Raw genomic sequence first — 13,015 nt, 5'->3', positions numbered from 1 at the left:
CGGATTAACCCATCGCCGCCATCATCTCGCGCCCGACAAGCATCCGCCGGATTTCGGAGGTGCCCGCCCCGATCTCCATCAGCTTGGCATCGCGGAAGATCCGCGCGACCGGCGCATCGGCAAGGAAGCCCGCGCCACCCATCGCCTGCACCGCCTGATGCGCCTGCACCATCGCCTGTTCGCTGGCATAAAGGCAGCAGGCGGCGGCATCCTGACGGGTCACGTCGCCCCGGTCGCAGGCCTTTGCCACTTCGTAGACATAGGCGCGGGCCGAGTTCATTGCCGTGTACATATCCGCCATCTTGCCCTGCATCAGCTGGAAGCTGCCAATGGGTTGTCCGAACTGCTTGCGCTCGGCCATGTAGGGCATGATTTCGTCTAGACAGGCGGCCATGATGCCAAGGCCGATGCCCGCCAGCACCACACGTTCGTAATCGAGGCCCGACATCAAAACACGTACGCCCCGTCCCTCTTCGCCCAACACGTTCTCGAACGGCACTTCCACATCGTCGAAGATCAGCTCGGCGGTGTTCGATCCGCGCATCCCCAGCTTGTCGAAATGCGGGGAGGTGCTGAAGCCTTTCATCGTCTTTTCGATCAGGAAGGCGGTGATCCCCTTGGACCCGGCATCGGGGTCGGTCTTGGCATAGACCACCAGCGTGTCCGCGTCCGGCCCGTTTGTGATCCAGTACTTGTTGCCGGTCAGACGGTAGTGATCGTTCCGCTTTTCCGCGCGCAGCTTCATCGACACCACGTCCGACCCGGAGCCCGCCTCCGACATGGCAAGCGCGCCCACATGTTCGCCTGAAATCAGCCCCGGCAGGTATTTCGTCTTTTGATCCTCGGTGCCGTTCAGCTTGATCTGGTTGACGCAAAGGTTTGAATGCGCGCCATAGGACAAGGACACCGACGCCGAGGCGCGGGCGATCTCTTCGATGGCGACGGTGTGCGCGAGGTATCCCATTCCCGCACCGCCATGATCTTCGTCTACGGTGATGCCCAGAAGCCCAAGTTCTCCCATCTCGGTCCAGAGCTCGGGCGGGAACGTGTTTGATCGGTCGATCTCGGCCGCCATCGGCTTGACGCGCTCCTGCGCCCAGCGATGCACCATCTCGCGCAAGGAATTGACGTCTTCACCAAGATCGAACTGCATGGTCGCGTTGAACATTCGCCTCTCCCCAAAGCGGATTTATTGAACACTTGTTCAAATCCTAGAGGAAACCCCCATGACAGGTCAAGCGCAAGGAACCGTCAGGTGCATCGGACGTTGGGGTCGCGAAGCACATTTATGGTGAAAGGACATGCCATGAGCACGAATCTGAAAGAGACATTCTGGAACAAGATGAGCAAGGTGCAGGTCGTTTTGCTGGGTGCGGGTGGCGGAACACCGGTACCGATGGTGCCGCTCACCCGACAGGACGACGGCGCGATCTGGTTCATCACGGCCGCCGATCACGACACGTTCAAGGCCGCGAAGTCCAGCCAGACGGCCGAAATCTTCCTCTGCGATTCGGGTGCGAGCCTGTACGGTACGATCAAGGGCACGTTGTCGGCTTCGTCCGACAGCAACAAGCTGGACGAGTTGTGGACCCCGATGGCCGCCGCCTGGTTCGAGAAAGGCCGCGACGACGAGGCGGTGCGGCTGATGAAATACACCCCGACCAAGGCCGAGATCTGGGCCAGCGACGGCACCGCCAGGTATCTCTATGAAACGATCAAGGCGAACTTCACCGATGACACGCCCGACACCGGCGACTACGGTACATTGGATTTCTGAGGGCAGTGGCGGCAACACGGCGCCACAACGTCATCCGAAACCCCAGACCTACCCCAGAAGCCGCACAGCGACATCCGGCAATTCGTCGAAATGCTGGATGATCGCATCCGGCTCAAGCGCGGCCATATCCTCGCCCGACGGGCCGAACCCCACCAGCACGCAGGCCACCTTGGCCGCACGTGCGGTGTCGCGGTCGGTCACCGTGTCCCCGATCAGGCAGCTTTGCGCCACCGCGCCGCCTGCCCGTTCGACCGCCGCGATGTAGGGCGCGGCATCCGGTTTGCGCGTCGGCAGCGTGTCCGCCCCCACCAGTGACCCGAACACATCCCGCACCCCCAGCCGCGTCATCAGCGTTTCGGCCAGGGCGGCGGGCTTGTTCGTGCAGATGCCCACTTTCATCCCGTTTGATCTCAATGCCTCGACCGCCTCGATCGCACCGGGGTAGAGCACGGTGTGCGTGTCGATCGCATCGCCGTAAGCCAGCAAAAGCTCGGCATAATACTGATTGACCAGATCGGCGGAATACTGCCCAGCCCGTTCCAGACCCAGCGTCAGCATCGCGCGCCCGCCACGCAGCGCCGTGCCCGCATCCGCCTGCCGATCAAGACGTGTCTCGATCCCCATCATGCCAAAGCAATGGTTTGCCGCCGCGATCAGGTCGCCGCTGGTATCGGCCAAGGTGCCGTCGAGGTCGAAAATCACTGTCCGCACTGCGTTTCTCCTGTCACATCCCGCAACCATGTGTGAAATCACGCGACTTGCGGCATTCAACCAGACCGATAAAAGGACCGCAGGCAAAAGACAAAGAGAAACCGGATGAGCACAGCACTGATCATACTTGCAGCAGGCAAGGGCACCCGCATGGAATCGGACCTTCCCAAGGTGCTGCACAAGATCGGTGGCGCGCCTCTGTTGCACCACGCGATGCTGTCGGCCTCGGCCTTGGAGCCGGACCGCACCATTGTCGTGACCGGGCATGGCGCGGAACTGGTCGAAGCGGCGGCGCAGGACTTCGACCCTGACGTGATCGCGGTCCGCCAGCCCGAGCAATTGGGCACGGCCCACGCGGTCAGGCAGGCGCGCTCCGCGCTCGACGGCTTCGACGGTGACGTGATCGTCCTCTACGGCGACACGCCCTTCATCACCACCGACACGCTGGACCAGATGATCGCCGCCCGCGCCGCGCATGACGTTGTCGTACTGGGCTTCGAGGCGGCAGTTGCCGGGCGCTATGGCCGGTTGATCATGGACGGCAAATCGCTCAAGCGGATTGTGGAATTCAAGGATGCGACCGATGAGGAACGCGCGGTAACGCTTTGCAATTCCGGCGTGATCTGTGCTGATTCAGCAACGCTGTTCGATCTGTTGGACGCGGTCGACAACAACAACGCAGCACGCGAATACTACCTGCCCGACATCGTGGGCATCGCGAACACACGTGGCCTGAAAACCACAGCCGTCACCTGCGCCGAGGCCGAAACTCTGGGCATCAATTCGCGTGTCGAACTTGCCACAGCCGAAGCCCTGTTCCAGCAGGCCAAGCGCCGCGAGATGATCGAGGACGGTGTGATGATGCAGGCCCCCGACACGGTGTTCCTGTCCTTCGACACGATCATCGGCCGCGATGCCGAAATCGAACCCAATGTGGTCTTCGCCCCCGGCGTCACCGTCGAATCCGGTGCACGCATCCGGGCGTTCACCCACCTCGAAGGCGCCCATGTCAGCCGGGGTGCCATCGTTGGCCCCTTCGCGCGCCTGCGCCCCGGCGCGGAACTGGCCGAACATGTGCATATCGGCAACTTCGTCGAGATCAAGAACGCCACGATCGACGAGGGTGCCAAGGTCAACCACCTCACCTATATCGGCGATGCCGAGATCGGCGCGCGCAGCAATATCGGCGCGGGCACCATCACGTGCAATTACGACGGCGTGATGAAGCACCGCACCACCATCGGACGCGACACGTTCATCGGATCGAACACGATGCTTGTCGCACCCGTGACAGTCGGCAACGAGGCGATGACGGCAACCGCGACAACCGTGACCAAGGACGTGCCGGACGGCGCAATGGCCATCAGCCGCGCCGAGCAAAACAACAAACCGGGATTCGCGCGCAAGCTCTTCAGCATGCTGCGCGCCAAGAAAGCCAAGCAGGCAAAAGGTTAAGTCACATGTGTGGAATCGTTGGTGTTCTGGGGCAACACGAGGCTGCCCCGCTTCTGGTCGAGGCGCTCAAGCGGCTGGAATATCGCGGCTATGACAGCGCCGGGATCGCCACCGTCAACAACGGCACGCTCGACCGGCGCCGCGCCGTGGGCAAGTTGGTGAACCTGTCCGACCTGCTGGTGCACGACCCGTTGCCCGGCAAATCCGGCATCGGCCATACCCGCTGGGCGACCCATGGCGCACCCAATGCCAACAACGCCCACCCGCACCAATCCGGGCCGGTGGCGGTGGTGCACAATGGCATCATCGAGAACTACAAGGATCTGCGCGCCGAATTGGCCAGTCACCAGATCACCCCGAAAACCGACACGGACACAGAGACCGTGGCGCTTTTGACACATCACTACATGCAGCAGGGCATGACCCATGTCGACGCCTCCCGCGCCTGTCTGGCCCGGCTCGAGGGTGCGTTTGCGCTGGCCTTCCTGTTCGATGGCGAAGACGATCTGATCGTCGCCGCGCGCCGCGGCAGCCCTCTGGCCATCGGCCACGGGGACGGCGAAATGTTCGTCGGATCGGACGCCATCGCGCTCGCGCCGATGACCGACACGATCACCTATCTCGAAGAGGGCGATTGCGCGATCCTGACCCGGCAAACGCTTGATGTCTTTGACGAAAGCGGTGCAAAGGTGACCCGCCCCAGCCGCACCATCAACACCGACGCCAGCCGTGTCGACAAGGCGGGCTACAAGCATTTCATGGCCAAGGAAATCGCCGAACAGCCCACCGTCCTTGCCGATGCCCTGCGCGCCTATCTGGATGGCAACACCATCGTGTTCCCCGGCACGCTGCCCGATTTCACCAAGGTCGACCGCCTGACCATGGTCGCCTGCGGCACTGCGTTCTATGCCTGCCTGACCGCGAAATACTGGTTCGAACAGCTCGCACAGCTCCCGGTCGAGGTCGATATCGCGTCCGAATTCCGCTACCGAGAACCGCCGATCACCCCGCGCACCGTGGCTTTGTTCGTGTCCCAGTCCGGCGAAACCGCCGACACGCTGGCCGCGCTGCGCTATTGCAAGGGCCGCGCGGACAGCATCGTTTCGGCGGTCAATGTCGCCGAAAGCTCCATTGCGCGGGAAAGCGACGTGGCCCTGCCGATCCATGCCGGTGTCGAGGTCGGCGTGGCCTCGACCAAGGCCTTCACCTGCCAGCTCAACACGCTTCTCCTGATGGCCCTGCATGCCGCCGTGGCGCGGGGGGTGATGACGCAGGATCAACTGGCGGAAAAGCTGGCGCATTTGCGCGGCCTGCCCGGTCTGTTCAACATCGCGCTGGAGCGGGACGCGGCCATGGCAGACGCCGCCCACAAGATTGCCGAGGCACGGGATGTGCTCTTCCTCGGGCGCGGGCTGATGTATCCGCTTGCGCTGGAAGGCGCTCTGAAACTGAAGGAAATCAGCTACATCCATGCTGAAGCTTATGCATCAGGTGAACTGAAGCACGGCCCCATTGCGCTGATCGACAAGAACGTGCCGGTGATCGTCATGGCCCCACGCGACGCGCTTTTTGAAAAGACCGTATCCAACATGCAGGAAGTCATGGCGCGCGGCGGCAAGGTCTGCCTTGTCACAGATGCCAAGGGCGCCGCAGAGGCCGGTGAGGATGTCTGGCGCACGATCATCCTGCCCACCGTGGACCCGGTCCTGTCGCCGCTGCTCTACGCGCTGCCTGCGCAGTTGATCGCGTATCACGCCGCCATCGCCAAGGGCACGGATGTGGATCAGCCGCGCAACCTTGCCAAATCCGTCACCGTCGAATGACGCGCGACGACGCACTTGAGCAGTTGCGCGCAAAGGCCGACCCGGCCCGTGCGGAACAGATGGCGGCCTATCACAAGGTCGACCGCCCCTATCTGGGCGTCGCCAATCCCGACACGGATATCCTCGTGCGCGACTGGCGGCAGGCGCTGGACCTCGAAACACGCCTGACGCTGGCTCGTGACCTGTGGCAGACCAATATCTTCGAGGCCCGCGTCGCGGCGGCCAAACTGCTGACTCAGGCAAGGATCAAACCGTCGGACGCAGGGGCCTGGCACCTCATCACGTCCTGGGTGCCCGAATTCGACAGCTGGGCCATCGCCGACCACGCCTGCATGGCCGGGCAACGCCGCCTGACCGCCGATCCGTCCCGCCTCGACTCTGTCGAGGGCTGGACCACGAGCGAACACATGTGGACACGGCGCGCGGCGCTCGTCATCACCCTGCCCTGGACCAAGCAGAACCACCCCAGCGCCCAGGAAACCGCCGCCCGCGAGCGCATCCTTGGCTGGGCGGCGGGCTACGTGACCGACCCCGACTGGTTCATCCAGAAATCCGTCGCATGGTGGCTGCGCGAGCTTTCCAAGCATGATCCCGACCGCACCCGCGGCTTTCTGGCCGCCCATGGCGACCAGATGAAGCCCTTTGCCCGCAAGGAAGCCGCGCGGCAGTTACCCGGCTGAGAACACCTCCACCTCGGCCAACCCGGTCAGAGGCACGCCGATCAACCGCATTGCCGGCAAGGACAGGCGGCTGCCACCATCCGCAACCGGGATCAGATCGACCTGCACGGATTTGCCGGTCTCGGGATAGACGACCCGACCCGACCCGGGCGTGGTCACAAGCGGCGTCTCGAGCCAGAAGCCCGGCTGCGCCGCATTGCCCAGCGAGACGATCGTGCTGCCAAGGGCGCGCTCTGCGCTCTCTGGTGCCGCGGCCGCAGCCACCGCGCGCTGTTCGGATGAGGTTGTGTCGAATTCGTCCGCCGTGCGCGCCGTGCTGGGCGGGCGCTGCACCTCTGTCTGCACCCCGTCGGGTCGCGATTGCGGGCGGGTTTGCCCCTCGCTGTCCGCGGGAACGGCGGCAGGCGTGACCTGCAATGCTCCACACCCCGCCAGCACACCGCAAATGCCCAGAACTCCAACCGTCTTTCGCATCTGCATCTCCGACCTTCGTCTTGAATTTCATTGCCCCGCCATACTTGCCCAGTCCGACCCGAAAGGCTAGGCTCCCCGGCATGACACCGCTTATTGACCCATTTCAGCGCGCGATCACCTATCTGCGCGTCTCCGTCACCGACCGCTGCGATTTCCGCTGCGTCTACTGCATGTCGGAGAACATGACCTTCCTGCCCAAGAAGGAACTCCTGACGCTGGAAGAGCTCGACCGCATGTGTTCGACGTTCATCGGGCTGGGCGTGGAAAAGCTGCGCATCACCGGTGGTGAGCCGCTGGTGCGCCGCGATATCATGACCTTCTTCCGGTCGATGACGCGCCACCTCGAGGCAGGCACGCTCAAGGAACTGACGCTGACGACCAATGGCTCGCAGCTGGATCGCTTCGCGGATGATCTCTACGCCGCAGGGGTGCGCCGCATCAACATCTCGCTCGACACGCTGGACGAGCAGAAATTCGCCGACATCACCCGCTGGGGCCGCCTGCCGCAGGTGATCAAGGGCATCGACGCGGCGCAAAAGGCTGGCATGCGGGTCAAGATCAACACCGTGGCGCTCAAGGGCTTCAACGAGGACGAACTCTTCACCCTCGCCGAATGGTGCAGGAGCCGCGACATGGACCTGACCTTCATCGAGGTCATGCCCATGGGCGATATCGGCAACGAGGACCGTCTGGGCCAATACTGGAAACTCAGCGACCTGCGGGACGCGCTGAGGAAAGAGTATACCTTGACCGACCTGCCCGAACGCACCGGCGGCCCCGCCCGCTACGTCCGGGTCGAGGAAACGGGCCAGAAAATCGGATTCATCACGCCGCTGACGCATAATTTCTGCGAAAGCTGCAACCGCGTGCGCCTGACCTGCACCGGCGAATTGTTCATGTGTCTCGGACAGGAAGACAATGCCGACCTGCGCTCTGCCCTGCGCAACCACCCGAGCAGCGACGCCCCGCTGGAACAGGCAATCCGCAATGCGATCACGCTGAAACCCAAGGGCCACGATTTCGACTATTCGCGCCAGACCGTGGATGGACGCGTCTCGCGCCACATGAGCCACACCGGCGGCTGAAATGTCACGCAGCGAGGGGCCAGCCCCTCGCGCTCCCCGCGGTATTTTGAAACCAGAGAAGCAGGGACCCTGCGCTCATGACAGGCGCTGACCGGCAGGGTGCTGCGTCCTGGTATTCTCCGGTTGTCAAATACCGCGGGGTTTGGGGCAGAGCCCCAACCGCTTGCTGCGCCGCAGGCGTGGCAAGCCAAATAAGCGCGACGAAGGCACTCATCATCCTCAAACCCGCGAAATCCGGCCGCCGCCCACAGGCGCGGGAACACCTGTGGTTTCCGGGGCCGACGTCGGCAAGCCGCGCATCACCCGCACCGCCAGATAGGCAAAGGCCTGCGCTTCCAGCATGTCGCCATCGAGCCCCACCGCTTCGACCGGCTGGACCGCGCAGTCCAGCGCCGAGCCCAGCATCGCCATCATCACCGGATTGTGCCGTCCGCCACCCGTCACCAGCAGCCGCTGCGGAACCACCGGGCAATGCTCCATGCCCTGCATCACCGCCGCCGCAGCCATCGCGGTCATCGTTGCCGCCGCATCGGCATCGTCCAATTCCCGCACCAGATCGAGCATCAGGGAAAAGTCGTTCCGGTCCAGAGACTTGGGTGGCATCTTGCGGAAATACCCTTCCTCGAGGAACAGCTCAAGCGCCCCGTCCACCACCTGCCCCTGCGCCGCCAAGGCACCGCCCTTGTCATAGGCCAGCCCGCGCCGTTCCATCATCAGGTCATTGATCGGCGCATTGGCCGGCCCGGTATCAAAAGCCAGCAAAGCGCCTGGCGCATCCGGCTTGTCGGACGCGGGATCGACCCATGTCAGGTTGCCCACCCCCCCAAGGTTCAGAAACGCCACCGGCGCATCCGCCCCGATCCACTTGGCACAGGCCCAGTGATAGAACGGCGCCAGTGGCGCGCCCTGGCCTCCCAGTTCCACATCCGTGGACCGGAAATCCCAGACGACCGTGCGCCCCAGCGCCTCGGCCAAGGCCGCGCCATCGCCCAGTTGATGCGTGCCGCGCCCCTGAGGTTCATGCGCCAGCGTCTGGCCGTGAAACCCGACCACATCCGCGTCGAAGCCCCGCAGCGTCGCGATATGCGCCTCCAGCACCACCGCCGCCGCGTCCTCGAGATCGTCGCCTGGCCACTTGCCCAAGGCCGCGCGCAGCACCGCCTGCTCCGCGTCCGAATAGCCCCGGTAGCCCGACGCGCCGAACTCGGAAATCGTCACCCCGTCCGTCAGCACCAGGGCTGCATCGACCCCGTCCAGCGACGTGCCCGACATCGCGCCCAAGGCCCAGACCGGATCTGCCAACTTGCCCTTCACCTTTTGCCCTGCCCTGCGTATAGCTGCCCATACTTATCTATAACGAGGCAACCCAATGACCTACCATCCCAAATCGGACTTCATGCGCGTCATGATGGAGCGTGGCTTTCTGGCCGATTGCACCGATTATCAGGGCCTTGACGACGCGCTGATCGACGGGGTGGTGCCCACCTATATCGGCTATGATGCCACCGCAAAATCGCTGCATGTGGGTCATCTGCTGAACATCATGATGCTGCGCTGGTTGCAAAAGACCGGGCACAAGCCGATCACCCTGATGGGTGGCGGCACCACGAAAGTGGGTGATCCCAGCTTTCGCGCCGATGAGCGCCCGCTGCTGACGCCTGCCCAGATCGACGACAATATCGACGGCATGAAGCAGGTCTTTGCCAAGTACCTGACCTATGGCGACGGTGCGACCGATGCCATCATGCTCAACAATGCCGAATGGCTGGATCAGCTGAATTACCTCGATTTCCTGCGCGACATCGGGCGGCATTTCAGCGTCAACCGCATGCTGTCTTTTGAGTCCGTGAAATCGCGCCTCGACCGCGAGCAGTCGCTGAGCTTTCTCGAATTCAACTACATGATCCTTCAGGCCTACGACTTCCTCGAACTGAACCGCCGCTACGAATGCCTGTTGCAGATGGGCGGATCGGACCAGTGGGGCAATATCGTCAACGGCATCGACCTCACCCGCCGTGTGCTCGATCACGAGATCTACGGTCTGACCTCGCCCTTGCTGACCACCAGCGACGGCAAGAAGATGGGCAAAAGCCAGGGCGGGGCGATGTGGCTCAATGCCGATATGCTGAGCCCTTACGAGTTCTGGCAGTTCTGGCGCAACACCACCGACGCCGATGTGGGTCGGTTCCTCAAGCTCTATACCGAACTGCCGGTCGAGGAATGCATGCGCCTTGGTGCGCTCGAAGGATCCGAGATCAACGACGCCAAGATCGTGCTCGCCAACGAGGTGACAACGCTGTGCCACGGGGCCGAGGCTGCCGCTGCGGCTGAGGCGACCGCGCGCGAAGTGTTCGAAAAGGGCGGTGTGGGGGATGACCTGCCGACTGTGGCGCTGAGCCATGACGAGGTTGGCGAGGGCATTTCCATCGTGCAACTGATCGTGCGCACGGGCCTCGCCAAGACCGGCAAGGAAGCCAAGCGCCTGATCGCGGAAAACGGCGCGCGGATCGACGATGCACCGCTCACCGATGCAGGTCTGATGATCGACGCCGCAGCGCTTGCCCAACCGATCAAGCTCAGCGCGGGCAAGAAACGCCACGCGCTCGTCAAACTCGGCTGAGACCGGACCGGCGCCGCGCGCGCCGGTCTAGTTCCCCAGCATCCAGGCCCCGTCCGGCCAGAAGGCGTGATAGGCAAAGGCGAACATCAGGTCATGCGGCAGATCCCGCCCCTGCCCGTCGCGCACCCGGATCGAGCCCACATCACGTCCCGCGCCGATCCGTGCCGTATCCAGTGCTGACGCCTGACCGGCTCGCCACGAAATCACCACGCCCGCCTCGCGCACTTCGCCTTCGCGGGCCAGACGCTCCATCGGCCAGGCCCGGTCACCAACCCGCACCACGCGGGCCAGCGCGTCGATGCCATGCGGCGGCAATTCGCCGGAATAGAGGAACGGCCGCCCCGACGTGTCGTAGCCCTGATACGGATTGCGCCCGTAATCGCGATTGAACGCAGGTTCCGCCATCACCAGCCCGTCAGGATGGCGTTGGGTGAACTCGGCCCAGCTTTCCATCCAGCTGGGCAAGGTGGTCAATTCCGCCCCGGTCAACTCCCCGACGACAGCCTCGCCAATGGCCTGCTGCCACCAGCTTTCGGTTTCACGGTCATACATGATCATGTCCGAATGGCGCAGCTTGCCAGAGACACCGAAACTGAGCACCCTGCCATCCACCCGCCGGTCAAAACTCAGCGCCGAATTGCACAAGGGGCAGAACGTCACCGCCACCGGCACGCCCGCGACGACATCGTTCACGATCTCATGCCATGTCAGGTAGCGAATGGGATAAGCGCGCGCCGCGCCGCCCATCTCGAGGGTGATCACCGGCTCGGTCGGATCGATCCCCGTTTTGCCCGAGGCACGCACAAAAGACGGATCGCTGATCGCGGGAATGCCGTCCTTGGGCGGACCACCCGAGATGATCTCGATCCAGTTTGGCACGGTCGTTTTCTCGAAATTCGTCTGCGGCCATTCATGCCGCCAGAACTCGGGACTGGCCAGCGCCGACGTGGACAGGATCACTGCAAAAAGAAACGACAAGGCAACACGCATCGGAAATCCTCCCCTGTTGCGCGTATTGTGCCGCAAAGCGTCACGTGTGCACAGCCCGGCACACGCAGCTGTGACAGCGCGCGACCGCTGCTTCTTCTTTTTGCAAATATGCAAACGCAGCGCTGCAAAGCTGCAAATTGCCGGATCAGGGGCAACGCCGTTCGAAAAGCGCACTGTCGCTGCCGCCAAGGGCGGCGGCGGCGCGACCCTGCGCGAGGCCCCGAAGGGCCGCGCACATTTTTCTTACTCGATGACGCTCACATCCGACATGACATCGGGCTGGCCGACCACCGCGCCGTTGCGACCGTCGCCGCGCTTGATGGCGTCGACCACATCCATGCCGTCGGTCACCGTGCCGACAACGGTGTATTCCCCGTTCAGGAAATAGCCCGCGTCGAACATGATGAAGAACTGCGAATTGGCCGAGTTCGGGTTCTGCGACCGCGCCATGCCGACGACACCCCGGTCGAACGGCAGGTCAGAGAACTCGGCCGGCAGGTCGGAGCGATCCGATCCACCACGTCCGGCCATCGCCATGTCGCCACCATCGAGCTTGCCGAATTCCACATCGCCGGTCTGCGCCATGAAGCCGTCGATCACGCGGTGAAAGACCACGCCGTCATAGGCACCCTCTTCCGCCAGCGCGGTGATCTGCGCCACATGCTGCGGTGCCACGTCCTCGAACAGGTCGATGGTCACGGTGCCATTGGCCTCGCCTGCGACCTCGATCTGCAAACCCGTCGCCAATGCTGGGGACGCCAGCAGGGAAAAGGCAATCGCCAGCTTACGCATCTGCGGCCACCTTGACGGAAATCATCCGGTCCGGGCTCGCGGGCGGCTCACCACGGGTGATCGCGTCGACATGCTCCATGCCGGAAATCACGCGGCCATAGACCGTGTACTGACCGTTGAGGAAATGGTTGTCCGAGAAGTTGATGAAGAACTGCGAATTGGCGGAATTCGGATTCTGCGACCGGGCCGCACCCAGCGTGCCACGGTCATGCGGCAGCTTGGAGAATTCGGCCGGCAGGTCCGGCAAGTCAGACCCACCCGTACCCGCACGGCGGATATTGAAGCTGTTTTCCATGTCGCCATGTTCGACATCGCCGGTCTGCGCCATGAAGCCGTCAATCACCCGGTGAAAGCAGACATTGTCATAGGCACCCGAGCGTGCCAACTCCTTCATCCGTTCCGCGTGTTTGGGCGCGACGTCGGACAGCAGTTCGATGGTGACGGTTCCGTCCTTGAGCTCCATCAGGATCGTGTTCTCGGGGTCTTTGATCTCGGCCATGCCGTGCTCCTTGAATTGAAAAGTCGTCGCAAGACTTAAAGCGCGGCTCGCCGATTGCCAAGGACCGCATTGACCTCGGCGTCGCACCCCGCCATCACGGTGGGCAGAC

The 13,015-nt window shown here is 63.2% G+C and carries 13 protein-coding genes; 6 read left to right on the top strand and 7 right to left on the bottom strand.

Features of this window, described 5'->3' with window-relative positions; translation table 11 throughout:
* Positions 1 to 4: 4 nt before the first annotated feature.
* Positions 5 to 1,168 (bottom strand): isovaleryl-CoA dehydrogenase, encoded by a 1,164-nt coding sequence (locus IEV82_RS05545; protein WP_188480982.1) that lies wholly within the window; start codon positions 1,166 to 1,168, stop codon positions 5 to 7.
* Between the two features lie 138 nt (positions 1,169 to 1,306).
* On the opposite strand from IEV82_RS05545, the gene IEV82_RS05540 reads away from it, so the two are divergent.
* Positions 1,307 to 1,777: a pyridoxamine 5'-phosphate oxidase family protein gene (locus IEV82_RS05540; RefSeq protein WP_188480981.1), complete on the top strand. Its 471-nt coding sequence runs from the start codon at positions 1,307 to 1,309 to the stop codon at positions 1,775 to 1,777.
* A gap of 48 nt (positions 1,778 to 1,825) precedes the next feature.
* Here IEV82_RS05540 and IEV82_RS05535 read toward each other — a convergent pair whose 3' ends face one another.
* Positions 1,826 to 2,488: an HAD-IA family hydrolase gene (locus IEV82_RS05535; protein WP_188480980.1), complete on the bottom strand. Its 663-nt coding sequence runs from the start codon at positions 2,486 to 2,488 to the stop codon at positions 1,826 to 1,828.
* Between the two features lie 105 nt (positions 2,489 to 2,593).
* Here IEV82_RS05535 and glmU point away from each other — a divergent pair, with 105 nt between their 5' ends.
* The 3 genes from glmU to IEV82_RS05520 are packed head-to-tail and all read left to right on the top strand — an operon-like array spanning position 2,594 to position 6,446.
* Positions 2,594 to 3,943 (top strand): bifunctional UDP-N-acetylglucosamine diphosphorylase/glucosamine-1-phosphate N-acetyltransferase GlmU, encoded by a 1,350-nt coding sequence (gene glmU, locus IEV82_RS05530; RefSeq protein ID WP_188480979.1) that lies wholly within the window; start codon positions 2,594 to 2,596, stop codon positions 3,941 to 3,943.
* Between the two features lie 5 nt (positions 3,944 to 3,948).
* Positions 3,949 to 5,766, top strand: coding sequence for a glutamine--fructose-6-phosphate transaminase (isomerizing) (gene glmS, locus IEV82_RS05525; protein WP_188480978.1), 1,818 nt, complete (start codon positions 3,949 to 3,951; stop codon positions 5,764 to 5,766).
* Complete coding sequence (locus IEV82_RS05520) at positions 5,763 to 6,446, top strand: DNA alkylation repair protein (RefSeq protein ID WP_188480977.1); 684 nt, start codon at positions 5,763 to 5,765, stop codon at positions 6,444 to 6,446. Before glmS ends, IEV82_RS05520 begins: the two co-directional genes overlap by 4 nt.
* Here the strand turns inward: IEV82_RS05520 and IEV82_RS05515 are convergent.
* The gene (locus tag IEV82_RS05515) at positions 6,435 to 6,920 is read right to left on the bottom strand and encodes a hypothetical protein (RefSeq protein WP_188480976.1); all 486 of its coding nucleotides are present in this window, start codon (positions 6,918 to 6,920) and stop codon (positions 6,435 to 6,437) included. The genes IEV82_RS05520 and IEV82_RS05515 overlap by 12 nt on opposite strands.
* Before the next feature lie 80 nt (positions 6,921 to 7,000).
* On the opposite strand from IEV82_RS05515, the gene moaA reads away from it, so the two are divergent.
* Positions 7,001 to 8,005 carry a GTP 3',8-cyclase MoaA gene (moaA, locus tag IEV82_RS05510; protein ID WP_188480975.1) on the top strand — a complete coding sequence of 335 codons (1,005 nt, stop codon included), beginning with the start codon at positions 7,001 to 7,003 and terminating at the stop codon, positions 8,003 to 8,005.
* A gap of 219 nt (positions 8,006 to 8,224) precedes the next feature.
* On the opposite strand, the gene IEV82_RS05505 is transcribed toward moaA, so the two are convergent.
* Positions 8,225 to 9,277 carry an anhydro-N-acetylmuramic acid kinase gene (locus IEV82_RS05505; protein WP_229747713.1) on the bottom strand — a complete coding sequence of 351 codons (1,053 nt, stop codon included), beginning with the start codon at positions 9,275 to 9,277 and terminating at the stop codon, positions 8,225 to 8,227.
* Between the two features lie 97 nt (positions 9,278 to 9,374).
* Between IEV82_RS05505 and tyrS the strand changes: the two genes are divergently transcribed.
* On the top strand, positions 9,375 to 10,625 hold the full coding sequence (gene tyrS, locus IEV82_RS05500) for a tyrosine--tRNA ligase (protein WP_188480973.1): 1,251 nt from the start codon (positions 9,375 to 9,377) through the stop codon (positions 10,623 to 10,625).
* A 27-nt stretch (positions 10,626 to 10,652) separates the two neighbouring features.
* On the opposite strand, the gene IEV82_RS05495 is transcribed toward tyrS, so the two are convergent.
* From IEV82_RS05495 to IEV82_RS05485, 3 genes are all read right to left on the bottom strand, one after another.
* A complete protein-coding gene (locus IEV82_RS05495; RefSeq protein WP_188480972.1) occupies positions 10,653 to 11,615 on the bottom strand; it encodes a DUF3179 domain-containing protein in 963 nt (320 codons plus the stop codon).
* 243 nt (positions 11,616 to 11,858) lie between these two features.
* Positions 11,859 to 12,407: a peptidylprolyl isomerase gene (locus IEV82_RS05490; RefSeq protein ID WP_188480971.1), complete on the bottom strand. Its 549-nt coding sequence runs from the start codon at positions 12,405 to 12,407 to the stop codon at positions 11,859 to 11,861.
* Positions 12,400 to 12,906 carry a peptidylprolyl isomerase gene (locus IEV82_RS05485; RefSeq protein ID WP_188480970.1) on the bottom strand — a complete coding sequence of 169 codons (507 nt, stop codon included), beginning with the start codon at positions 12,904 to 12,906 and terminating at the stop codon, positions 12,400 to 12,402. The genes IEV82_RS05490 and IEV82_RS05485 overlap by 8 nt, the downstream gene beginning before the upstream one ends.
* Positions 12,907 to 13,015: the final 109 nt, after the last annotated feature.

It is taken from the genome of Marivita lacus (genome assembly GCF_014637725.1).
GTDB classification, from domain to species: Bacteria; Pseudomonadota; Alphaproteobacteria; order Rhodobacterales; family Rhodobacteraceae; genus Marivita; species Marivita lacus.
This window is presented reverse-complemented; position numbering and strand designations above follow the sequence as displayed.

What these genes read in the sequence shown, in the direction of transcription:
- IEV82_RS05545 (WP_188480982.1), bottom strand. Translation starts at nt 1,168, where the DNA reads ATGTTCAACGCGACCATGCAGTTCGATCTTGGTGAAGACGTCAATTCC.
- IEV82_RS05540 (WP_188480981.1), top strand. Translation starts at nt 1,307, where the DNA reads ATGAGCACGAATCTGAAAGAGACATTCTGGAACAAGATGAGCAAGGTG.
- glmU (WP_188480979.1), top strand. Translation starts at nt 2,594, where the DNA reads ATGAGCACAGCACTGATCATACTTGCAGCAGGCAAGGGCACCCGCATG.
- glmS (WP_188480978.1), top strand. Translation starts at nt 3,949, where the DNA reads ATGTGTGGAATCGTTGGTGTTCTGGGGCAACACGAGGCTGCCCCGCTT.
- IEV82_RS05520 (WP_188480977.1), top strand. Translation starts at nt 5,763, where the DNA reads ATGACGCGCGACGACGCACTTGAGCAGTTGCGCGCAAAGGCCGACCCG.
- IEV82_RS05515 (WP_188480976.1), bottom strand. Translation starts at nt 6,920, where the DNA reads ATGCGAAAGACGGTTGGAGTTCTGGGCATTTGCGGTGTGCTGGCGGGG.
- moaA (WP_188480975.1), top strand. Translation starts at nt 7,001, where the DNA reads ATGACACCGCTTATTGACCCATTTCAGCGCGCGATCACCTATCTGCGC.
- IEV82_RS05505 (WP_229747713.1), bottom strand. Translation starts at nt 9,277, where the DNA reads ATGTCGGGCACGTCGCTGGACGGGGTCGATGCAGCCCTGGTGCTGACG.
- tyrS (WP_188480973.1), top strand. Translation starts at nt 9,375, where the DNA reads ATGACCTACCATCCCAAATCGGACTTCATGCGCGTCATGATGGAGCGT.
- IEV82_RS05495 (WP_188480972.1), bottom strand. Translation starts at nt 11,615, where the DNA reads ATGCGTGTTGCCTTGTCGTTTCTTTTTGCAGTGATCCTGTCCACGTCG.
- IEV82_RS05490 (WP_188480971.1), bottom strand. Translation starts at nt 12,407, where the DNA reads ATGCGTAAGCTGGCGATTGCCTTTTCCCTGCTGGCGTCCCCAGCATTG.
- IEV82_RS05485 (WP_188480970.1), bottom strand. Translation starts at nt 12,906, where the DNA reads ATGGCCGAGATCAAAGACCCCGAGAACACGATCCTGATGGAGCTCAAG.